The following is a 22688-nucleotide window of genomic DNA, read 5'->3' as shown; positions in this document are numbered from 1 at the left end:
GCCTGCTCGTGTTCTATTTCGCAAGCGCACATTTTCCTGCGTAAGAAATCGCGCCCGGCTAGGCCGGGTAAGGGCAGCATGGCCCCGCCGCGTCTCATGGCAGCATGGGGCGCGTGCGGGGCCTTTGATTTTTGAGGTCCGGGTGAAGACGTTCAGGGTCGGCATCCTTTATTCGACAACCGGTCCCTACGGGGCGATCGGCCGCGACTGCCGCGCCGGCGCCGAGTTCGCCATCGAGGAACTGGAGCAGGCCGGCGGCCCCGTGCACATCGAGCCGGTCTTCGGCGATCCCGCGGGCCAGCCCGAGCGCTACCTCGACCTGATCCGCACAATGCTGCGCGACGATCAATGCCGCAACGTGATCGGCACCATCACCTCCTTGTCGCGCAAGGACGTCATCCCGTTGGTCGAGAAATATGACGGGCTGCTCTGGTACATCTGCCCCTACGAGGGCTTCGAGGCCAACGAGAACGTCATCTACACCGGCGCCTGTCCCAACCAGCATCTCATACCGCTGTTCGACTACATGCTGCCTCGCCACGGCAAGCGCGTCTATCTCGCCGGCGCCAACTACGTCTGGGGCTGGGAGATGAACCGGCTGGCGCGCGAGCTTCTCACCCGCGCCGGCGGCGAGGTGCTCGGCGAGCGCTACCTGCCGATCGAGGAGACCGATGTCGGCCTGCTGATCGCCGATCTGGAACGCCACCGGCCCGATTTCATCCTCAACAACATGATCGGCCCGTCGAGCTATGCCTTCCTGGCCGCCGTGCGCCGGCTGGCCGACCGCGATCCCGCCTTCGCGCCGGAACGCTGCCCGGTGCTGAGCTGCGATCTGACGGAGTGCGAGCTGGGCGAGATCGACCCGGGCATAGCCGTCGGTCAACTCTCGACGGCCTCTTACTTCGAGAGCCTGGAATCGCGCGAAAACCGGATCTTCAAGCAGCGCGTCGCTGCCCGTTTCGGCGCCGGGCGCCGCGTCTCCAGCTTCTTTGCCGGCGCCTATGCCGCCGTAAAACTCTGCGCCGAGGCGGTCACCGAGGCCGATCGCGACGATCCGGCCAGCGTGCGCGGCTTCCTGCATGCCAGGCCGCGGCAGACCGTGCTCGGAATGCTGGCCATCGACCCGCGGACCAACCATGCGGCCTTGCCCTTCAATCTCGGCCGCATCAACGAGCAGTCCGGCTTCGACGTCATCGCCTCGCGTGGCGCGATCGTAGCCGACCCTTACCTTGTCGGCACGCTGGCCAATGAGCACGCTCCGCATCTGAGGGTCGTGCAATGACGCGGACACCGAATTTCGTTTCCTGGCGCGCCGCGATCCTGCATCGCGCCGACGACAACATCGAGCGCCTGACGCGTCAGCTCGAACGTCTCGGCGTGACTGTCCTGGTGCAGTGGAAACCGCTCGATCTCACCGAAACGGCGGCGGACATCGTCCTGGTCGACGCCGACCAGGGGTGGGACGATCTCTTGCCATGGGCCGGCGATGAGGCGCCCGTCCCGGTGGTCGCGCTGCTCGGCTCCGAAGCGCCGGGCCGCATCGCCTGGGCGCTCGAAAAGGGCGCCGGCGCGCTCATCGCCAAGCCGGTCGCCGCTTCCTCGGTCTATCCGGCGCTGGTGCTCGCCACGCACGCCCATCACGAGCGCACCGCGGTCAGGGCGCGCATTGCCGGCCTGGAGGAGCGTCTGCGGCTGCGGCCGATCGTCTACGACGCGATGCGCTCGATCATGGCCGCGCAGGGCGGCGATGAGACCGCTGCCTATCGCACGCTCTGTCGCCTCGCCATGCAGCGCCGGCTCACCGTCGAGCACGTCGCCGTAGCAATCGTCGCCGGGCACGAGCCCGTGCCGCGAGCGATGTAGGCTGCCATGCGAGTTCTGCGCGAACTTGTAAGACGGCCTTCCGCCCTGTTCGGGCTGATCGTGGTCGCGATCGTTTTGCTGGCGGCGATCTTCGCGCCATGGATCGCGCACTTCTCGCCGGACGACCAGCTGGCCGACGGCCTGTCGCTCGAAGGCGCGCCGCTGCCGCCCGGCGGCGGCCATTTCTTCGGCACCGACACGCTCGGCCGCGACCTCTTCGCCCGCGTGCTGTTCGGCGCCCGCACCTCGCTGATCATCGGTCTCGTCGCCAACGGCGTCGCCGTCGCGATCGGGCTTCTGGTCGGGCTGCTCGCCGGCTATCTGCGCGGCACCGCCGGCAATCTCCTGATGCGCTTCACCGACCTGATGATGGCCTTTCCGGCACTGCTTCTGGCGATCGCACTGGCGGCGCTGTTGAAGCCCAGCCTGTGGATCGTCGCCATGGTGATCGCCCTGGTGAACTGGGTGCAGGTCGCCCGCATCGTCTATACCGAAACGCGCGGCCTGGTGGAGCGTGACTTCATCCTCGCCGAGCGTTCGCTGGGCGCCGGCAACGGCCGCATCATCGTCTTCCACATCCTGCCGCATCTGATGCCGACGGCGATCGTCTGGGGCACGCTCGGCATCGCCACCACGGTGCTGCTCGAGGCGACATTGTCCTTCCTCGGCATCGGCGTGCAGCCGCCGCAGCCCTCCTGGGGCAACATCATCTTCGAGAGCCAGAGCTACTTCCAGGACGCGCCCTGGCTGGTGTTCATCCCCGGCGCGATCATCCTCGCCACGGCGCTGTCCTTCAACCTGATCGGCGACGCGCTGCGCGACATCCTCGATCCGACGCAGCGCGGGAGGCTGTGACGATGGCCGCCTTCCTCGCCCGCCGCCTCGTCCAGGCCGCCCTGATCCTGCTCGGCGTCGCCGCCATCACCTTCCTGCTGCTCTATTGCCTGCCGGCGGATCCCGCCGTGCTGATCGCCGGCCGCTCCGCGACGCCGCAGATGGTAGCCGCCATCCGGCATGAGCTAGGCCTCGACCAGCCTTTGGTCATGCAGTTCCTGCACTATGTCGGCAACCTGCTGCATGGCGATCTCGGCCGCTCCTACACGCAGAAGACCGAAGTGCTGCCGCTGATCCTGGCGCGGCTGCCGGCGACGCTCGTGCTGATGGCCGCCGGCATCGTCGTCGAGGTGGCGCTCGGCCTGACCTTCGGCATCATCGCGGCGGTCCGGCGCGGCGGCTTCGTCGACCGCGCCATCATGATGCTCTCCTTCGTCGGTGTCTCGTCGCCGCAATTCGTCGTAGCGCTGCTGCTTCTTTATGTCTTTGCCGCCACGCTCGGCTGGTTCCCAATGTCCGGCTTCGGCACGGCAAGGCATGTCGTGCTGCCGGCGGTCACCCTCGGCGTGCTCGGCGCCGGGTGGTACGCGCGCATGGTGCGTTCCGCCATGATAGAGGTGCTGCGTCAGGACTATGTGCGCACGGCTCACGCCAAGGGCCTCAGCGGCGGCCGCGTCGTGCTCGGCCACGCGCTGCCCAACGCGCTTCTGCCGATCATCGCCATGGTCGGCATCGACATCGGCCAGTTCATGAGCGGCGTGGTGGTGGTCGAGGCAGTCTATGGCTGGCCCGGCATCGGCCAGCTTGCCTGGCAGGCCATCCAGCAGGTCGACGTGCCCATCATCATGGGCGTCACCCTGGTCTCGGCGCTGGCCATCGTGCTCGGCAATCTGCTCGCCGATTTTGTCGCCCCGTTCGTCGATCCCCGCATCCGCAGCCAATAACCAACAAGACCAACAGAGGAGTGAACTCATGTATAAATTCGTCAGAAGAATAGGCCTCGCGGCCTTGCTCGCCAGTTCGGCCCTGGTGCCCGCCGCCTTCGCCGACACGCCGACCAATGGCGGCGACATCATCGTCACCTACAAGGACGACATCGCCACGCTCGACCCTGCCATCGGCTATGACTGGCAGAACTGGTCGATGATCAACGCCCTGTTCTCGCGCCTGGTCGACTACAAGCCGGGCACGACGGAACTGGGGCCCTCGCTTGCCGACAGCTACGACGTCTCCGACGACGGCAAGGTCTACACGTTCAAGCTGCATCCCGGGGTCAAGTTCACCAACGGCCGCGCGGTGACGGCGGCGGACGTCAAGTGGTCCATCGAGCGCGCGGTCAATCCGAAGACGCAAGGTCCGGGCGCCGGCTTCTTCCACTCGATCACCGGCGCCGACAAGATGACGGCCGGCACCGCCGACACGATGGAGGGCATCACGGCGATCGACGATCACACGGTGAGGTTCACCCTGTCGCAGCCCGACGCCACCTTCCTCAACGTGCTGGCGCTCAACTTCGCGTCCGTCGTGCCGAAGGAGGCTGTGGAAGCCGCCAATGGCGACTTCGGCAAGCACCCGGTCGGCTCCGGCGCCTTCACGCTGAAGGAGTGGACGATCGGCCAGCGCCTCGTCTTCGTGAAGAACCCCGACTATTTCATCAAGGAGCGGCCGCATGTCGACTCTTTCACGATCGAGGTTGGCCAGGAGCCGCTGGTGGCGCTCTTGCGCCTGCAGAAGGGCGAGGTCGACATCGCCGGCGACGGCATCCCGCCGGCGAAATTCCTGGAGATGAAGAAGTCGCCGGAGTTCGAGGGCATGATCGTCGACCGCCAGCAGCTTGAAACGAGCTATGTCACCTTGAACACGCAGGTAAAACCTTTCGACAACGCCAAGGTGCGGCAGGCGGTCAACATGGCCATCAACAAGGACCGCATCGTGCGCATCATCAACGGCCGCGCCACGCCCGCGAGCCAGGTCCTGCCGCCGTTGATGCCGGGCTACGACCAGAACTACAAGGGCTATGCCTACGACCCGGAAAAGGCCAAGGCGCGGCTCGCCGAAGCCGGGTTGAAGGATGGCTTCGCCACTCAAATCTACACCTCCAACACCGACCCGCAGCCGCGCATCACCCAGGCGATCCAGCAGGATCTGGCCGCGATCGGCGTCAAGGCCGAGATCAAGGCGGTGGCCAATCCGAACGTCATCGCCGCCGGCGGCACGCAGGGGCAGGCGCCGATGGTCTGGTCCGGCGGGCTCGGCTGGATCGCCGACTTCCCGGACCCATCCGACTTCTATGGGCCGATCCTCGGCTGCGGCAGCGCGGTGGCCGGCGGCTGGAACTGGTCGTGGTACTGCAACAAGGACATCGATGCCCGCGGCCAGGCCGCCGACGCCATGCCGGTGCCGGCCAAGGCCGAGGAGCGCAACAAGGCCTGGGCGCAGATCTTCACCGACATCCAGACCAATGACGCGCCCTGGATTCCGGTCTTCAACGAGCGCCGCGTGGTGGCCAAGTCCAAGCGCATGGGCGGCCCGGACGAGATCTACATCGATCCCACCCGCGTCATCGATTACGAAGCGATCTATGTGAACAAATAGGCCGTCTCATTTCCCGGTGGCGGGCGTTCAGTCCGCCGCCGGCCGCCTTTCAATGATGCCGCCAAACGGGAGGGCGGCTTGCCAAGGATAAACGAGAAGCAACCATGTGCGTGAAGTGCGACTACACCATCCATCGCGCCAGCCACCATTTCGGCTGGAACCGCGATTTCGAGCCGGCGCTGACGGCCAGGCCGGGTTCGACGATCCATTTCGAATGCCTCGATTCCTCGGGCGGCCAATTCGATGCGAACTCCACGGTGGCCGATGTCTCGACCATGGATTTCGGCAAGGTCAACCCGGTGACCGGACCGGTCTATGTCGAGGGCGCCAGGCCAGGCGATGCGCTGAAGATCACGTTGCGCCATTTCGAGCCGTCGGGTCTCGGCTGGACCGCCAACATTCCGGGCTTCGGCCTGCTCGCTGACCAGTTCAAGGAGCCGGCCCTGCATATCTGGAAATATGACGCCGCCTCGATGGCGCCGGCGCTCTATGGCCCGGGCGGGCGCGTGCCGCTGAAACCCTTCGCCGGCACGATCGGCGTGGCACCGGCCGAACCCGGCCTGCATTCTATCGTGCCGCCGCGCCGCGTCGGTGGCAATCTCGACATCCGCGACCTTGCCGCCGGCACGACGCTGTATCTGCCGGTCGAGGTCGAGGGCGCGCTGTTTTCGATCGGCGACACCCACGCCGCCCAGGGCGACGGCGAGGTCTGCGGCACGGCCATCGAGAGCCGCATGGACGTCGAGGCGACGATCGAGCTGGTCAAGGACGCGCGGCTGGAAAGCCCGCGCTTCACCACGCCGGGGCCGGTGACCCGACATCTCGACGGGGCCGGCTATGAAGCGACCACCGGCGTGGGACCGGATCTGATGATCGCGGCGCGCGAAAGCGTCATGCGCATGGTCGACCTGCTTGCCGCCGACCATGGCTTGAAGCCGGTCGATGCCTACATGCTTTGCTCGGTCTGCGGCGACTTGCGCATCAGCGAGATCGTCGACATGCCGAACTGGGTCGTGTCGTTCTATTTCCCAAGGATCGTCTTCAACTGATGGCAGACGATTTGAGGTCTGGCGATTCCCGACGACAGGATGCCGTCCTGACCGTCGACAATCTGTCGGTGGACGCGCTGACGCCTGAGGGCGCCAGGCGCGTCATCGACGGCATCAGCTTTGTGCTGGCGCCGGGCGAGACGCTCTGCCTTGCCGGCGAGTCCGGCTCGGGCAAGTCGGTGACGGCGCTTTCGATCATGCGCCTGTTGCCGCGCGCCTCGTTGCGCATCGCCGGCGGCGACATCAGGCTCGAACGCCAATCGCTTCCGCGCCTGCCCGAACGCGCCATGCGCGACGTGAGGGGCGGGGAGATCGCCATGATCTTCCAGGAGCCGATGACGTCGCTCAACCCTGTACATTCGATCGCTACGCAGTTGACCGAGGCGATCCGCATCCACCAGGGCGCGGAGGGTTCAAGCGTCGAAAAGCGTGCCCGCGACATGCTGGACGTCGTGCATATCAGCGACCCGGCGCGCCGCATGAAGCAGTACCCGCACGAGCTCTCCGGCGGCATGCGCCAGCGCGTCATGATCGCCATGGCCCTGTCATGCCGGCCGAAGGTGCTTCTGGCCGACGAGCCGACGACGGCGCTCGACGTCACCGTGCAGGCGCAGATCCTGAAACTGATGCGCGAATTGAAGCGCGAATTCGGCACCGCCATCATCCTCATAACGCATGATATGGGCGTCGTCGCGGAGATGGCCGACCGGGTGGCCGTCATGCGCGATGGGCGCATCGTCGAGGCGGGCTCCGTGCTCGATATTTTCGAGCGGCCGCAGGCCGACTACACGCGTGAACTGCTCGCCGCCGTGCCGCGCCTCGGCGCCTTCGCGGGAACCGACGCGCCGCCCCGGGTCACGGCCACCGCCCGGCCGCCGGCGCCAAACGGCGCCGCGCCGGTGCTTTCGGTCAAGAACCTCGTCGTCGACTATGGCGCTTCCTCCAACCTGTTCCGCCGTCGCGCCTTGGAGGCGCCGGCGGTGCAGGACGTATCCTTCGACATCAGGCCGGGCCGGACGCTCGGCCTCGTCGGCGAAAGCGGCTCGGGCAAGTCCACCACCGGCAAGGCGGTGCTCGGTTTGGTTCCTTTCACCGGCTCGGTGACCATCGGCGGCACCTCCATCCAGGGTCTCTCCGCCGGTGCGATGCGGCCGGTGCGCCGCGCCGCGCAGATGATCTTCCAGGACCCTTATGCCTCGCTCGACCCGCGCATGACGGTGGGTGCCGCCATCGCCGAGCCGCTCGTCATCCACGGCATCGGCAGCAAAGGCGAGCGGCGTGAGCGTGTGGCCTCGCTTCTTGCGCGCGTCGGGCTCGCCGCCGATCATGCCTCGCGCTATCCGCATGAGTTCTCCGGCGGCCAGCGCCAGCGCATCTGCATCGCCCGGGCGCTGGCGCTCGAACCCAAGCTCATCGTCGCCGACGAAAGCGTCGCCGCGCTCGACGTGTCGGTCAGGGCGCGCGTTCTCGACCTGATGCTGGAGCTGCAGGAGACGCTGGGCTTGGCCTATCTGTTCATCTCGCACGACATGGCGGTGGTCGAGCGCATGAGCCATGACGTCGCCGTCATGCGGGGCGGCCGCATCGTCGAAGCCGGCCCGCGCCGCGCGGTGCTGTCGTCACCCCGCGAGGCCTATACGCGCGAACTGATCGCCGCGGTGCCCATACCGGACCCACGCGCCGCAAACCCGCACGGCTAGAGCAATTTCAGGAAAAGTGTGAAGCGGTTTTCCGTCCGGAATTGCGTAAAAACAGAGAGATAGAGCGGTTCGCCGTTTCCGTGAAACGGTGAAACGCTCTAGGCGCCGGCTCGAACGGCCGCCGCCTCAACTCGTATGCGCGACGAGCTTGTCCACCGTCTCGGGAAGAAGTCGGGCGCCGAGCGGCGCAAGTAGTCCGCTACTGCGACAGGCGTTCGACATGTCTGGCGCGGGCCGGGCGGCTTTCATTGAACCCACGGGACCGCCACCGAGCTTCTAACGCCGAATACAGGGCAACGATCAGGACATTGGGTATCCATGAAGTAAACGCAAGAATCGGCGACATGCCGGAATAGCTGCCGTACCCCAATGCAAAACCGATCAGAATCTGCAGGCGAAGGATTACGGCTGCGAAGGTCAACGCATAGCTGAATCGCATAAGTAGCCGATGCCACTCAAGCTTTCCCCGCACGGCGGAAATCCAAGCGGCCATAGTGGTGCCGATCCATAGCACCGCGAGAATCCCGAAGCCGAGACCAGCTACCCAGCCACCCGAAGCAAATGGCGACGTAGCCAGTGCTCCTGCACCACTCACGACGCACGCCAGGACGTAAACTCGGCCGGACCAACGATGCAGTGTCGGATGGCGCGCTCGTAATCCCGGAAAGAATTGCAGCGGTCCCAGGGCCAAAGCAACAGGGGCTACGAACATGTGCGTCAAGGCTTGCAGAGGCACTTGCAGTATGACTGCCTTGATATTCGGATCGACGCCGAACCACACGTTGTCCAACGTGGCGTAGTATCGCAAGGCGTGCGCGGCGACGGCCGTGGCAAGCAAGGCCATAGTGCCCAGCCCAATTCGGCGGATATATCCCTTCTGCATCTGTCTCTCACCTTGCCGCTGGTATTGGCCAAACCGTCTGGTCTTGCCGCTGGTATTTTCCTGAGAGGGGAGCCCGACTATGATTGAACTGTTCGCGCGAACAAGCATTGGGGGACGGCCGGCGCGAGAACAGGGATGAAAGAACGAGTGCTGGGATGAATGGCCTTCTCAACGTGACGAAAAGCGCTTCATCTGGGCTGGACGCTGCCTCGTTCGGGATGATTGCGGCCGGCTTGGCGCTGGTCGATCTATCCAACGTGTTCACCCTCGTGCACAATTCGCTCCGACACGGCCCGGGCGTCGCGCTGTGGATCCCGTGCGTGGCCGAGGCGTCGAGCGGCCTGTCGGCTTTGGGAGCAGTGTGGATCATTGCGTCCGCGCTCCGGCTCGCAAGTCCCGGTCGGGCACATTGGGGGCGCGTGCTATTGGTTCACGTCTTGGCCAGTCTCTTCTTCTCGGCGCAACATGTGCTGGGCATGGTGGCCTTGAGGAAGGTCATCTACGGCGTCATGGGTTCCTACTATCAATTTGAGCTCGGCGACTGGCTCTATGAATATCGCAAGGATGCACTGACTTACCTGATCATTGCGGCCCTCTTGGTCGCCTACCGTTCCTACTCGGAGAAGGCCAAGCGCGATGTCGCCCCGCAGTCCGGGAGCGAACCCACTTTCGACATCGCCGCCGGGGTCCGTACGATACGCGTCCCTTTGCGCGCGGTATTGGCCCTGCGCGCCGCCGGCAACTACGTCGAAGTGCTGCTGGATGACGGACGGCGACCGCTCGTTCGCGGGACGCTTTCCTCCTATGCGGAGCGACTGGTCCCCTCCGGCTTCGAACGGACACATCGATCCTGGCTGGTCAATGGTGCTCGCGTAACAGGTCTTCGTCCAGCCGGCTCAGGTGACATGCACGTGGATCTCCCTGGCGGCTACGAAGCGCCGCTCTCACGCCGATTCCCGGAGGCGTTGCGCCGGCTAAAAGACATGAAGTAACTGGCGTCTCTGTCGAAGATGAGGAAGGCGAAGATCTCGGCTGTGATCTTCCTTGGCCCCGTTCTGCCATGAGTTTGGGACAAAATTGCGCGCCAGTGCATCGGTCCAATCCTCGCAGCCGGGGTGGTGGCCCCGCCGGCTGATCAGCCCAACTGTCCCGGGGGCTTAGATTGCCGTCACCTCAACTCGTATGCGCGACGAGCTTGTCCACCGTCTCGGGGAAGAAGTCGGGCGCCGAGTGGCGCTTGCCGAACATCATGTCGTACTGGATGAGCCGGAAATCGTTGATCTTCGGATCGATCTGCTTTTGCCTCGCCCAATCCGGCGTCGCTTCGCCCTCGGGCGACAGGAGCAGGTTGCGGTCGACCACGCGATAATGTTCGCGCAGCGCGCCGAGGAAGCCGGTGTAATAGGGGTGCGTGATGCCGGCCGTGGTCAGGATATGGTAGGGCAGGAAAGCCGGGCTCACCGCGCCCAGATTTTCCACCGGGCCGGACCGGTTCGACCAGATGACCAGAGGCGTGTCGTGATGCTCGAGCGCGGCGTCCGCCGTCGGTTCCTTGCGCGGCGCGACGTTGTCCTTGAGGAAGCCGGTCTCGACATAGACGGGTCCCAGCGGCGGCAGATGGTCGCCGAAGAAGGCGATGATGGTCGGGCGCTCACGCTTCTTCGCCCAGTCGATCAGCCGCTGCAGGCCGCGATCGGCATCGGCCGAACCCTCGGCGTAGGAAAGCAGCGATTCCCGCGCCCAGGAACTGATCGGCGCGTCGACCGAATGCGTCGGATTGTAATAGCGATAGGGCTCGTAAGGTCCGTGGTTCTGCAGGCTGACGGCGAACAGGAACACCGGATCGTCGCTGGTGTCGGCCTCGCGGATGATCTCGTCGGTCATCGCCGCGTCCGAGGCAAGCGGCCCGCGCTTTTCCATCGGCGGCAACGTCTCTTCCGAACGGAAGTCGGTGAAGCCGAAATCGGCATAGACGGCGCCGCGGTTCCAGAACCAGTTGGTGCCCGGATGGATGGCGCGCGCCCGGTAGCCCTCGCTCTTCAGGAAGGTCGCCAGCGAAGGCGTAGGGGTGCGCACATATTGCTGGTAGGGGATTGAGCCTGCCGGCAGGAAGGCGTTGGAAAAGCCGGTCAGCGCCTCGAACTCGATATTGGCGGTCATGCCGCCGAACTCGGGCGAGAACATCGAGCCGGAGCGCAACGCCCTGACCGTCGGGATCGGGTCTGGCTTGATGGTCACGCCGGGGAGCTTGATCGGATCCCAGAAGGATTCGCTCATCACCACGATGATGTCGGGCTTTTCGTCCGGCACCGAAGCGGCGACGTCGGGGCGCTGGATCGCGGCCATCGTCTTGTCGGAGTAGCCGGGCGGCGCCGAGACATGCGCCATCGGCACGTTCATCGCGAAGGCCAGCGCAAAGCCGTTGGAGGCGTAGTTTTCCTTCTGATCCCACATGATCGGGATGATCTGCAGCCGGTCGCGCGTCCACGAGAAGGTGGCGTAGTCCATGATCGAGACGAAGAAGGCGAGCAGCGGCACGGCCAGCGCCAGCCGCGCCAGGCGGCCCTTGCGGCTGAGGATCGGCACGCGCCGGCGCCAGCTCCGCCAGCCATAGACGAGCAGCGCCAGCCCGCCGACGATGCCGGCGGCGAGCATGACGGCGGTCCATGGGCGCTCGCGCACCAGCAGCGGCATCAGCGCCATGATCTGGCGGGCAAACAGGAAATCCGTCGGATAGAGCGGATCGCCGAGATAATGCGACTTCTGGTGGCCGACAAAGGCCAGCGCCAGCGTCAGCGGCGCCACGATCATCAGGCTCTGGTGGCTGCGGCCGAGTATGGCGTCGAGCCCAACCAGCACCAGCGCGAAAACGATGATGGTGGTCCAGCCCGGCTTGAACGGCTGCAGGAAGAAATCGACCGTTCCGAAGAAATCGCCGCGCACGATCCATTCTATCGCGAATACAAGCAGGGCCGCGGCAAGAAGCGTCGCCAGGCCGTAGCGTACAGTCGGCCAGGGTCGCCCCGGCAGATAGCCGGTGGACGGATCGTCTTCCAAAAATTGAGGCACGGGCTTGGCCGCGCCTTTCCTGATCCTTGCCACTCTACTTCCCCCGGCCCACGCAACACGCCTTCCACACGCGTCATGGTTCTGTCATCGAAGTGTCACGCAAAGCTAGCGCCTGTGGCGGAAATAAGAAGAGCCAGCAAACTAAACGTGAGCGGTTTTCATCAGGTGTGATCGTCAAAAAGCCTTTTGGAACAGGGAGTCAGCGCGGTTTTCCGGCTGAAATGCGGGCCGAAGAGACGTCCACGGGCTTGACTTGGCCGTCCGCCTTGCGCCAGAGGCAGGGAAAACCAGCCTTTGGAGAGACCTCAAATGGCCGTCGCATTCACCTTTCCGGGCCAGGGCAGCCAGGCCGTCGGCATGGGCAAGGACCTCGCCGACCAATTCCCCGAGGCGCGCCGCGTCTTCGAGGAAGTGGATGCCGCGCTCGGCGAAAACCTGTCGAAGCTGATCTGGGAAGGCCCTGAGGAGACGCTGACGCTGACCGCCAACGCCCAGCCGGCGCTGATGGCGGTTTCGCTGGCGGCGATGCGGGCGCTCGAAGCGCGCGGCTTCTCGCTGAAGGAGAAGGTGGCTTATGTAGCCGGCCATTCGCTGGGCGAATACTCGGCACTTGCCGCCGCCGGCTTCGTTTCGATCGGCGATGCGGCGAAGCTGCTGCGCACCCGCGGCAACGCCATGCAGGCGGCAGTCCCTGCCGGCGAGGGCGCCATGGCCGCGATCATCGGGCTGGAACAGGCCGATGTCGAAGCCGCTTGCGCTGAGGCTGCCAAAGGCTCGGTCTGCCAGGTCGCCAACGACAATGGCGGCGGCCAGCTGGTGATTTCCGGCGCCAAGGCGGCGGTCGAGCTGGCGGCGAAGCTCTGCACCGAAAAGGGCGCCAAGCGGGCGCTGATGCTGCAGGTGTCCGCCCCGTTCCACTCGGCGCTGATGGCGCCGGCGGCCGACATCATGCGCGAAGCGCTGGCCGGCGTGGCGAAGCAGGCGCCGGTGGTCCCGGTCGTCTCCAACGTCACCGTGACACCGACCAGCGACCCGGACGAGATCGTCCGCCGCCTGGTCGCGCAGGTGACCGGCCGCGTGCGCTGGCGCGAGACGGTGGAATGGTTCGGCGCCAATGGCGTTGCGAGCCTCTACGAGGTCGGCGCCGGCAAGGTGCTGTCGGGCCTGGCGCGCCGCATCAACCGCGACATCGCCACCGGCACGGTCGGCACGGCGGCGGAGGTCGAGGCGGCACTGACCGTGCTAGGCTAAGAAAAGTTCCTGCCTACAGGTGTTGCATGCCCGTATCGAAAATTGGCCGAAGCAAAGCTGAGCGCCTGATCGAGGAGTATCGCATTGCAACTGCCGTTGTGGAGCGGATTCGGCGCGGCGACGAAGATGTCCTAAATGCCGAAGACTTCTGGCGTGGCTTGGATGATTTGGCGTATACGGAGCCGGGATCGCCTGCGTCGCATTCGGAAAAATGAGGTTGCAAAAATGTTCGAACTGACCGGCCGCAAGGCGCTCGTCACCGGCGCATCGGGAGGCATCGGCGAAGCGATCGCCAGGGTGCTGCACAGCCAGGGCGCGATCGTCGGCCTGCACGGCACCCGCGTCGAGAAGCTCGAGGCGCTCGCAGGTGAACTCGGCGATCGGGTGAAGCTCTTCCCGGCGGATCTGACCAACCGCGACGCCGTCAAGGCGCTCGGACAGAAGGCGGAAGCCGATCTGGAAGGCGTCGATATCCTGGTCAACAATGCCGGCATCACCAAGGACGGCCTGTTCGTGCGCATGTCGGACGCCGACTGGGATTCCGTGATCGAGGTGAACCTCACCGCCGTGTTCCGGCTGACCCGCGAGCTGACCCATCCGATGATGCGCCGCCGCCATGGCCGCATCATCAACATCACCTCGGTGGTCGGCGTCACCGGCAATCCCGGCCAGACCAATTACTGCGCGTCCAAGGCCGGCATGATCGGCTTTTCCAAGTCGCTGGCGCAAGAGATCGCCACCCGCAACATCACCGTCAATTGCGTCGCCCCCGGCTTCATCGAATCGGCCATGACCGACAAGCTCAACGACAAGCAGAAAGAGGCCATCATGGCCGCGATCCCGACCAAGCGCATGGGCACCAGCGCCGAGGTTGCGTCCGCGGTCGCCTACCTCGCCTCCAACGAGGCGGCTTACGTCACCGGCCAGACCATTCACGTGAATGGCGGCATGGCGATGATCTAAGGGCGATCTGGGGAGCCGAGCGCCTGTGAAAACAGCCATTTCGGCTTGGACGCCCGTGATTTTTCGTGTAATGCGGCCCGCAACCCGGCGGTTCGGGCAAAAACCGGTCCTGTGGCGTTGCGTTGTCCGCAAGACCATCTTTCAGCTTGATTAGCGGCATTCCGCCCGCTAACGAAGATAGACAACTTAAGACGAGGATTGCCCCAAATGAGTGACACCGCAGAGCGCGTCAAGAAGATCGTCATCGAGCATCTCGGCGTCGATGCCGACAAGGTGACGGAGCAGGCGAGCTTCATCGACGACCTGGGCGCGGACAGCCTCGACACGGTCGAACTCGTCATGGCGTTCGAAGAAGAGTTCGGCGTCGAGATCCCGGACGATGCCGCCGAAACCATCCTGACGGTCGGCGATGCCGTGAAGTATATCGACAAGGCCTCGGCCTGAGTTTTTTCGCAGGCATGACCGGGGAGGACCTGCGATGAGGCGTGTCGTCGTCACGGGCCTTGGCCTGCTTTCGCCGTTCGGCATGGGCGTTGAGCACAGCTGGCGGGAACTGCTCTCCGGCCGCAGCGCCTGCCGGCGCGTCACCGGCTTCGAGGTGGACGATCTTGCCTGCAAGATCGCCCACGTCATCCCGCGCGGCGACGGCTCGAACGGCACCTTCAATCCGGAGGCCGTGCTCGAGCCGAAGGAACTGCGCAAGATCGGCGAGTTCATCCTTTACGGCATCGCCGCCGCCGACGAGGCGCTGGCCGATTCCGGCTGGAAGCCGCAGACGCATGAGGATCAATGCGCCACCGGCGTGCTGATCGGCTCCGGCATCGGCGGCATCGACGGCATCGCCGAAAACGCGATGATCCTCAAGGAGCGCGGCCCGCGCCGCATCAGCCCGTTCTTCATTCCCGGGCAGATCATCAACCTGGTCTCCGGCCAGGTTTCGATCCGCCACGGCCTGAAAGGCCCGAACCATGCGGTGGTCACCGCATGCTCGACCGGCGCGCACGCCATCGGCGACGCGGCCCGGCTGATCATGTGGGGCGATGCCGATGTCATGGTTGCCGGCGGCGCCGAGGCGCCGATCACCCGGCTGTCGATCGCTGGCTTCGCCGCCTGCCGCGCTTTGTCCACCGAGCGCAACGACTCGCCGGAGACGGCTTCGCGGCCCTACGACCGCGACCGCGACGGCTTCGTCATGGGCGAGGGCGCCGGCGTCGTCGTCCTGGAAGAGCTGGAGCACGCCAAGGCGCGCGGCGCCAAGATCTATGCCGAGGTCACCGGCTACGGCCTGACGGGCGACGCCCATCACATCACCGCGCCGGCCGAAGACGGCGACGGCGCCTTCCGCTGCATGACGGCGGCGCTGAACCGGGCGAAGCTTTCGCCGGCCGACATCGACTACATCAACGCGCATGGCACATCGACCATGGCCGACACGATCGAGCTCGGCGCGGTCGAGCGGCTGGTCGGCAATGCCGCCTCGAAGATTTCGATGTCGTCGACCAAGTCGTCGATCGGCCATCTGCTGGGCGCTGCGGGTGCGGCGGAAGCGATCTTCTCGATCCTCGCCATACGCGACAACATCGCGCCGGCGACGATCAACCTCGACAATCCGGAACGCGAGACGGCGATCGATCTCGTGCCGAACAAGCCACGCCAGCGCCAGATCGATGTCGCGCTGTCGAATTCCTTCGGCTTCGGCGGCACCAACGCCTCGCTCGTGTTCCAGCGTTACGATGGCTGAAAGATCCCACGGAAGCGCGCATTGTCGCTTCCGACCGGGATTGCTCGGAGACAGACAACCAGCCGGCAGTCCCGCCACCTGCCGTCATTTTTGCCAAATTCTCCCCTAGCTTGTGGCCGGGGGATTCGTTGCAAGATCAGACGGTAGGGCGCGCCCATGAGCACAAATCCGGGGAACACCAATCCGGGCGAAGGCGGGGATTTCGGGCGGCAAGGCACGAAGGGCCCGATCATGCCGAAGACGGCGGCCGAAGCGTTGCGACCGGAAGCCGGCACACCGCCGCCGTCGAAGCGCTCGCGCGCCTCGCGCAGCCAGGTCGTCGTGTTCCTGAATTTCTTCCTCTCCGTGGTGATCCTGCTCGTGCTCGCCTCGGGTGCCGCGCTCTATTTCGGCATGCAGGCCTTCGTCGAGCCAGGCCCGTCGGCCAATGGCGACACCTTCCTGATCAAGCCGAACACCGGCGTGCAGGATATCGCTGACCAGCTCGAACGCCGCAGCCTGATCAGCGATGCCCGCATCTTCCGGCTCGGCGTGCGAGCCACCGGCAATGAATCGGCGCTGAAGGCCGGCGAATACGCCATCAAGCCGCGCGCTTCGATGCGCGACATCATGGAGCTCTTCAAGAGCGGCAAGTCGGTGATGTACTCGCTGACCATTCCCGAAGGGCTGACGGTCGAGCAGGCGCTGCAGCGCGTCGCCGAACAGGAGGCGCTCACCGGCGACATGCCGGCGAGCTTGCCGCCCGAGGGCAGCATTGCCACCGACACCTTGCGCTTCACCCGGGGCGCCACCAGGCAGCAGATGGTCGACAAGCTGGTCGCCGACCAGAAGAAGCTGGTCGAGGACGTCTGGTCGCATCGCGCGCCCGACCTGCCGATCGCCAACATCGACGACTTCGTCACGCTTGCCTCGATCGTCGAGAAGGAAACGGGCAGGAGCGACGAGCGCTCGCGCGTCGCCGCCGTCTTCATCAACCGCCTGGCCAAGGGCATGCGGCTGCAGTCCGATCCGACCATCATCTACGGCCTGTTCGGCGGCAAGGGAAAGCCCGCCGACCGGCCGATCTATCAGTCTGATCTCGACAAGCAGACGCCTTACAACACCTACATGATCAAGGGGCTGCCGCCGACGCCGATCGCCAATCCCGGCCGCGCGGCGCTCGAAGCGGTCGCCAATCCGTCGCAGACCGACGACCTCTATTTCGTCGCCGACGGCAGTGGCGGCCACGTCTTTGCCGCGACGCTCGAAGAGCACAACCAGAACGTCGCTCGCTACCGGGCGCTGCAGAAGAAGCAGGCGGATGACGCCGCCAAAGCTTCCGGCCAGACGACGGCGCCAGCCGCTCCCGACGGCAATGACGCCGGGGGCAGCGGCGAGAACGGCGACGCCGGCGGCGACGACGCGCAGTAAGCGTGCCGCGCGCGTCCTTTGACGCGGGGCCATATTCATGTTTTGAGGGAGGCGCCGGCCGATCGACCGGCGATTTTTAGGGCGCGCGGCGCTGGGCTTTGTATGCCTTGGCCGCGACAGGGGGACGACAGGGCAATGAGCCTGCAGAGCATGACCGGTTTCGCGCGGTCCGCCGCCGAAAGCGAAGGCACCTCGATCGCCTGGGAGGTGAAATCGGTGAACGGCAAGAGCGCCGAGGTGAGGCTGAGGCTGCCGCAGGGTTTCGACCGGCTGGAGACCGCGGTCCGGCAGACCGTTCAGAAGCGCTTCGCGCGCGGCAATTTCCAGGCGACGTTGACCGTCGGCCGCGCCGCCGCCAAACAAATCCAGCCGGTGGTCAACGAGGCCTTCCTCAAGGACCTGGCTGGGCTCGCCAAGCGCTTGCAAGAGCAGTTCGGCACCGAGCCCGCCACCGCCGACGGCCTGCTCTCGCTGCGCGGCGTGCTCGACATTCCCGAAGCCGTCGAGACCGAAGAGGAGCGGGCAACCCTTGATGCCGCGATCCTGTCGGCGCTCGAGACTGCACTTGCCGGCCTGGAGCAGGCGCGCCGCGGTGAGGGCGCTGCACTCGGCGCGCTGCTTTCCGGCCATATCGACACCATCGAGGCGCTGACATTGAAGGCGGAGGCCGATCCCTCGCGCGAGCCCGCGGCGATCCGCGAGCGCATCGCCGAGCAGGTGCGTCTGCTGATGGACGCCTCCGCCAATCTCGACGCTGGCCGGCTGCACCAGGAAGCCGCTTTCCTCGCCACCAAGGCCGACATCCGCGAGGAGATCGACCGGCTGAAGACGCATGTCGCTTCGGCGCGGGCGTTGCTTGGAAGCGGTGGCGCCGTTGGCCGCAAGCTCGATTTTCTGGCGCAGGAATTTAACCGCGAATCGAATACCTTATGCTCCAAATCGAACGCCGCTGCGGTCACCGCGATCGGTCTGGAGCTGAAGGCGGTGGTCGACCAGTTTCGCGAACAGGTCCAGAATCTGGAGTGACGGGAATGGTTGCCAAGGAGCCGACGGCTGCCAGGGATCTGGGATCCCGCATCCGCCGCCGCGGATTGATGCTGGTGCTGTCGTCGCCGTCGGGCGCCGGCAAGTCGACGATCGCGCGCAATCTTCTGGAAAGCGATGGAAGTCTAGAGCTTTCGGTCTCCGTCACCACAAGGCCGCGCCGCGGCTCCGAGATCGAGGGCGTCCACTATCATTTCCGCACCATGCGCGAGTTCGAGCGGCTGCGCGATTCCGACGCGCTGCTCGAATGGGCCGAAGTGCACGGCAACTGCTATGCGACGCCGCGCGAGCCGGCGGAAATCGCGCTGGCCGAAGGCCGCGACATGCTGTTCGACATCGACTGGCAGGGCGCTCAGCAGCTCAAGGAGAAGATGCGCGCCGACATCGTCTCGATCTTCATCCTGCCGCCGTCGATGAAGGAATTGAAGGCGCGCCTGAAGCGCCGTGCCGAGGACCAGGAATCCGTCATCGAGACCAGGCTGAAGAACGCCCGCCTCGAGATCGAGCATTGGAAGGAATACGACTTCGTCATCGTCAACGACGATCTCGACCGCGCCTTCGCCGAGGTCCGCGCGATCGTCACGGCGGAGCGGCTTCGGCGCGACAGGCGGCCCGGCCTGTTCGATTTCATTTCGGGATTGCTGGACGAGAAGACGCAGTGACCCTTCCTTCGCCCCGTTTACGGGGAGAAGGTGGCCCGAAGGGCCGGATGAGGGCGGCGCCCTGTAGCGCCTCGCGAAGTGCAAAGGCCAACCAGACGACCCTCACTTGCGACCCGACTGCCTCACAATCTGACGCCATCGACCAGAATGAGATTGCGGCTCAGCGCTGTGTCGCGAACCTCAAGTGCGGCTGCGTATTCGTCGGAGCGATACCAGCGCCGCGCGGCCTCGATGTCAGGAAATTCGACGACGATCAGCGGTCCGGGCATCCAATTCCCTTCCAATGTCTCCACGTCGCCGCCTCGAACGAGATAGCGCCCGCCATGCACGGCTATGGAAGCGGCGGCGCGGGTTCGATAGGTTTCGATCACGTCTCGGTCGCGGATCGTGACATCGGAAATGACATAGGCAGGCATGGCGGGCTCCAGGCTGTTTCGCCTGCCTATCTATGGCGCCGGTTCGTGGGTTCCAGTGATGGCGCCGGCAATCAAACGGCGTTGGTCAGCCTGACAAATTCCTCCACGCTCAGCGTCTCAGCCCGCCGCGTCGGATCGATGCCGGCGCGGGTGAGGAGCGCCTCGCCACCCAGGCTCTTGACGCTTTGCCTGAGCATCTTGCGGCGCTGACCGAAGGCGGCCTCGGTGACGCGGCCGAGCTTTCTGCCGTCCACGGGCAGGGGAGATGGCCGCGGCACCAGATGCACCACGGAGGAGGTGACCTTCGGCGGCGGCGTGAACGCCTGCGGTGGCACGTCGAACGCAATCCGCGCCTCGGTGCGCCAGCCGGCCAGCACGCCGAGCCGGCCATAGGCGTCGCTGCCTGGACCCGCAGTGATGCGCTCCGCCACCTCGCGCTGGAACATCAGCGTCATCGACTGATAGAAAGGCGGCCAGTCGGCCACCGTCAGCCAGCGGATCAGAAGCTCGGTGCCGATATTGTAGGGCAGGTTGGCGGCGATCTTCACCGGTCCGCCATTCGCCGTGGCAGCAAGCGCGGCAAAATCCGTCTTCAGCGCGTCGCCGGGAATGATCTCGAGGCGTCCGGGATAATGGCTGGACACCTCTGCCAGCGCTTCCAGGCAGCGCTCGTCGCGCTCGATGGCGATCACGCGCCGCGCGCCGTTGAAGAGCAGCGCCCGCGTCAGTCCGCCAGGGCCCGGACCGACCTCGATCACCGTCGCCTCGCCGAGATCGCCGGCGGCGCGGGCGATCTTGCTTGTGAGATTAAGGTCGAGCAGAAAATTCTGCCCGAGCGCTTTCTTGGCCTGCAGGCCGTGCTGCTCGATCACGTCGCGCAGCGGCGGCAATCCGTCGATTGTGGTGCGCCCGCTCAACCGAGCCTCATGCGGCGGCGGCCTGCCGGCCGCTGTCGGCCAGCCGGCGCGCCAGCCTCAGCGCGGCGATCAGGCTCTCGGCGCGCGCGATGCCTCTCCCGGCGATATCGAAAGCGGTGCCGTGGTCGGGCGAGGTGCGGATGAAGGGCAGGCCCAGCGTGACGTTGACCGCCTCGTCGAAGGCGAGCGTCTTGGCCGGGATCAGGGCCTGGTCGTGATACATGCAGAGCGCCGCGTCATAAGTCGCGCGTGCGCGCGGATGAAACATCGTGTCGGCCGGCAGCGGCCCGATCGCGTCGATGCCTTGCGCCTTCAACATCTCGACGGCCGGCGCCACGATTGCGGCGTCCTCCAGGCCCATGGCGCCGCCTTCGCCCGCATGCGGGTTGAGCCCGGCGATCGCCAGCCTTGGCCGTGCGATGCCGAAGCGGCTCTTGAGATCGGCGGCGGTGATGCGCGCGGTGGCGACGATCAGCTCCGTCGTCAGCACCTTGGGCACATCGGCCAGAGGGATGTGGATGGTTACCGGAACGGTGCGCAGATCGGGTCCGGCCAGCAGCATCACCGGCGTCACATCCCTGCCGGTGTGGCGCGAAGCCAGATGCGCCAGATATTCGGTGTGGCCGGGAAAGCCGAATCCCGCATCGTAGAGCGGCTTCTTGGCGATCGGGCAGGTGACCACCGCGGCGGCGCGGCCGGCGAAACAGTCGGCGACGGCACTGTCGATGGCTTCGATCGTGCCGGCGGCATTGGCCGGATCCGGCTCTCCCGGGCTGTCGACGTGCCGGGCATTGAGCGTTACAACGGGCAGGGCGCGGGCAAAATGATGCGCTGCCTGTCCCGGCAGCGTCTCCGCAATCGTCACATTGGCGCCGACAAGGCGAGCGCGGGCTTCGATCAAAGCGGGGTCGGCGAGCAGGTAGAAGGGCGGCACGCCGGCGCTGTCACCCGCCTGCCAGGCGGCGATGGCGATCTCTGGCCCGACGCCCGAGGGGTCGCCGACACTCAGCGCCAGCGGCGCATCGGTCTTGTGCGTGCTCATGCGTTGGACTTGCTGAGGTGTGGCACGCTTGTCGCTCGGAGCATGATGCCGAAAAGTGTGCAGCGGTTTTCGGACGACATCATGCTCGGTTTCTTTGATTTAGAGACGGATTCAGATTTCAGGTCGATTGGACATGAAATCATCCGTCTCTAGAGCAATTCCAGGAAAAGTGTGAGCGGTTTTCCGTCCGGAATTGCGCCGAAACAAAGAGATAGAGCGGTTCGTCGTTTCCGTGAAACGGTGGAAACGCTCTAGCGTTCGACGATCTTGGCCTTCTGGCGCAGCTCGGCGACATACTTCTTGCTGAGTTCGTCGGCGTCCTTGTCGCCGCTGCCCTCGGCCTGGAACACCATCTGCGCGGCCTTGTCGTCGGAAACCTCGCGCGAGGAGCAGATGCCGATGAATTCGATGCCACGGTCCGTCTCGCGCGTCGGCGTGGCGCCGCCGACCTTGGTCGCCTTGATCTGCTCGGCCCAGTCGGACGGCAATTGCGGCGCCAGCACCCGGCCGAGATCGCGCACGGTGACGTCGAGCAGGCCTTTGGCGAACTCGCGCGTGGTAGCGCAGCCGTTGAAGCGGGCGCGCATGGCGTCGGCCTCGCGCTTGCGTTTGGCAAGCGTGGCGGCGCGCTCCGAAGCCGGCACCACGAAGATCACCTGCTGCAGCATGTATTCCATGGCGGTCGGCTTGGATCCGCCCTTGTCAAGCATGCGGCGAACCGCATCCTGCTCGGTCACCGAGCCGCCTTCGCCGGAGCGGTAGCGCGCGCTGAGCGCCTGGTTCCAGGCCATCTGGGCACGGATGAATTCCTTGAAGTGTTCCTTGCTGACACCCGACTGGTTCATGATCGCGTCGAGTTTCGCCAGGGGCATCTTGTTGCCCGAGGCGAAGCGCTGGTAGGCGGCGTCGACCTGCTGATCGCTGATGCGGATGCCGAGCCGCTTGGCCTCGGCCAGGCGCAGCGTCTGGTCGATCATCTCCTCCTTGGCATCGCCTTTCTTATGCTGCAGTTTGAAGAAGGCGGCGCGGTGCGCGATGTCGCCGGTGGTGATCGGTATGCCGTTGACGACATATTTGATCTCAGCCGCGAAAGCAGGCTGCACGCCGGCCGTGACCGAAATCGAGGCCGCCGCCACCAGAAGCGCCAATCCTGCCGAAAACAGGTATTTCCTCATCTTACCTTCCCAATTTCCCCATCACGTCGGCGCCGCGCGTCCTCCGAACGCCTGCGCAATGCAGCCGACCCCAT

The 22688-nt window shown here is 65.4% G+C and carries 21 protein-coding genes; 15 read left to right on the top strand and 6 right to left on the bottom strand.

Annotated elements, in window-relative coordinates:
- The first annotated feature begins 142 nt into the window (after positions 1-142).
- From KVT37_RS21660 to KVT37_RS21630, 7 genes are all read left to right on the top strand, one after another.
- Entirely contained in the window at positions 143-1282 is a 1140-nt protein-coding gene (locus tag KVT37_RS21660; RefSeq protein WP_217576805.1) for a transporter substrate-binding domain-containing protein, read from the top strand.
- On the top strand, positions 1279-1863 hold the full coding sequence (locus KVT37_RS21655; protein WP_217576803.1) for an ANTAR domain-containing protein: 585 nt from the start codon (positions 1279-1281) through the stop codon (positions 1861-1863). Before KVT37_RS21660 ends, KVT37_RS21655 begins: the two co-directional genes overlap by 4 nt.
- Before the next feature lie 6 nt (positions 1864-1869).
- Positions 1870-2718, top strand: a complete 849-nt coding sequence (locus tag KVT37_RS21650; protein WP_217576801.1) for an ABC transporter permease — start codon at positions 1870-1872, stop codon at positions 2716-2718.
- A 2-nt stretch (positions 2719-2720) separates the two neighbouring features.
- Positions 2721-3641: an ABC transporter permease gene (locus KVT37_RS21645; protein ID WP_217576799.1), complete on the top strand. Its 921-nt coding sequence runs from the start codon at positions 2721-2723 to the stop codon at positions 3639-3641.
- 28 nt (positions 3642-3669) lie between these two features.
- Complete coding sequence (locus KVT37_RS21640; RefSeq protein ID WP_217576797.1) at positions 3670-5292, top strand: ABC transporter substrate-binding protein; 1623 nt, start codon at positions 3670-3672, stop codon at positions 5290-5292.
- Positions 5293-5396: 104 nt separating this feature from the next.
- On the top strand, positions 5397-6341 hold the full coding sequence (locus KVT37_RS21635; protein WP_217576795.1) for an acetamidase/formamidase family protein: 945 nt from the start codon (positions 5397-5399) through the stop codon (positions 6339-6341).
- Positions 6341-8041, top strand: a complete 1701-nt coding sequence (locus tag KVT37_RS21630; RefSeq protein ID WP_217576794.1) for an ABC transporter ATP-binding protein — start codon at positions 6341-6343, stop codon at positions 8039-8041. Before KVT37_RS21635 ends, KVT37_RS21630 begins: the two co-directional genes overlap by 1 nt.
- A 199-nt stretch (positions 8042-8240) precedes the next feature.
- Here the strand turns inward: KVT37_RS21630 and KVT37_RS21625 are convergent, their stop codons facing one another.
- The gene (locus KVT37_RS21625) at positions 8241-8924 is read right to left on the bottom strand and encodes a DUF2306 domain-containing protein (protein WP_217576792.1); all 684 of its coding nucleotides are present in this window, start codon (positions 8922-8924) and stop codon (positions 8241-8243) included.
- 155 nt (positions 8925-9079) lie between these two features.
- Between KVT37_RS21625 and KVT37_RS21620 the strand changes: the two genes are divergently transcribed.
- On the top strand, positions 9080-9916 hold the full coding sequence (locus tag KVT37_RS21620) for a LytTR family DNA-binding domain-containing protein (protein ID WP_217576790.1): 837 nt from the start codon (positions 9080-9082) through the stop codon (positions 9914-9916).
- 181 nt (positions 9917-10097) lie between these two features.
- Here the strand turns inward: KVT37_RS21620 and KVT37_RS21615 are convergent, their stop codons facing one another.
- The gene (locus KVT37_RS21615; RefSeq protein ID WP_217576788.1) at positions 10098-12026 is read right to left on the bottom strand and encodes an LTA synthase family protein; all 1929 of its coding nucleotides are present in this window, start codon (positions 12024-12026) and stop codon (positions 10098-10100) included.
- 276 nt (positions 12027-12302) lie between these two features.
- Here KVT37_RS21615 and fabD point away from each other — a divergent pair, with 276 nt between their 5' ends.
- From fabD to gmk, 7 genes are all read left to right on the top strand, one after another.
- Positions 12303-13244, top strand: a complete 942-nt coding sequence (gene fabD, locus KVT37_RS21610; protein WP_217576786.1) for an ACP S-malonyltransferase — start codon at positions 12303-12305, stop codon at positions 13242-13244.
- 225 nt (positions 13245-13469) lie between these two features.
- Positions 13470-14207, top strand: coding sequence for a 3-oxoacyl-[acyl-carrier-protein] reductase (gene fabG, locus KVT37_RS21605; protein ID WP_217576784.1), 738 nt, complete (start codon positions 13470-13472; stop codon positions 14205-14207).
- 207 nt (positions 14208-14414) lie between these two features.
- Positions 14415-14651 (top strand): acyl carrier protein, encoded by a 237-nt coding sequence (locus KVT37_RS21600; protein WP_006203723.1) that lies wholly within the window; start codon positions 14415-14417, stop codon positions 14649-14651.
- A 34-nt stretch (positions 14652-14685) separates the two neighbouring features.
- Positions 14686-15948, top strand: a complete 1263-nt coding sequence (gene fabF, locus KVT37_RS21595; RefSeq protein ID WP_217576783.1) for a beta-ketoacyl-ACP synthase II — start codon at positions 14686-14688, stop codon at positions 15946-15948.
- Positions 15949-16104: 156 nt separating this feature from the next.
- A complete protein-coding gene (gene mltG, locus KVT37_RS21590) occupies positions 16105-17358 on the top strand; it encodes an endolytic transglycosylase MltG (protein ID WP_217576782.1) in 1254 nt (417 codons plus the stop codon).
- A gap of 135 nt (positions 17359-17493) precedes the next feature.
- On the top strand, positions 17494-18384 hold the full coding sequence (locus KVT37_RS21585) for a YicC/YloC family endoribonuclease (RefSeq protein WP_217576781.1): 891 nt from the start codon (positions 17494-17496) through the stop codon (positions 18382-18384).
- A 5-nt stretch (positions 18385-18389) separates the two neighbouring features.
- Positions 18390-19064 carry a guanylate kinase gene (gene gmk / locus KVT37_RS21580; protein WP_127228408.1) on the top strand — a complete coding sequence of 225 codons (675 nt, stop codon included), beginning with the start codon at positions 18390-18392 and terminating at the stop codon, positions 19062-19064.
- A gap of 122 nt (positions 19065-19186) precedes the next feature.
- Here the strand turns inward: gmk and KVT37_RS21575 are convergent, their stop codons facing one another.
- The 4 genes from KVT37_RS21575 to KVT37_RS21560 all read right to left on the bottom strand — a co-directional run bounded on the left by KVT37_RS21575 (position 19187) and on the right by KVT37_RS21560 (position 22614).
- Positions 19187-19480, bottom strand: coding sequence for a DUF1330 domain-containing protein (locus KVT37_RS21575; RefSeq protein ID WP_217576779.1), 294 nt, complete (start codon positions 19478-19480; stop codon positions 19187-19189).
- 71 nt (positions 19481-19551) lie between these two features.
- Complete coding sequence (rsmA, locus tag KVT37_RS21570; RefSeq protein WP_217576777.1) at positions 19552-20397, bottom strand: 16S rRNA (adenine(1518)-N(6)/adenine(1519)-N(6))-dimethyltransferase RsmA; 846 nt, start codon at positions 20395-20397, stop codon at positions 19552-19554.
- 7 nt (positions 20398-20404) lie between these two features.
- Positions 20405-21439, bottom strand: coding sequence for a 4-hydroxythreonine-4-phosphate dehydrogenase PdxA (pdxA, locus tag KVT37_RS21565; RefSeq protein WP_217576775.1), 1035 nt, complete (start codon positions 21437-21439; stop codon positions 20405-20407).
- Between the two features lie 251 nt (positions 21440-21690).
- Entirely contained in the window at positions 21691-22614 is a 924-nt protein-coding gene (locus tag KVT37_RS21560) for a peptidylprolyl isomerase (RefSeq protein ID WP_217576773.1), read from the bottom strand.
- Positions 22615-22688 lie beyond the last annotated feature (74 nt).

This window comes from Mesorhizobium sp. GbtcB19 (assembly GCF_019091085.1).
Classification (GTDB): Bacteria; Pseudomonadota; Alphaproteobacteria; order Rhizobiales; family Rhizobiaceae; genus Mesorhizobium.
This window is presented reverse-complemented; position numbering and strand designations above follow the sequence as displayed.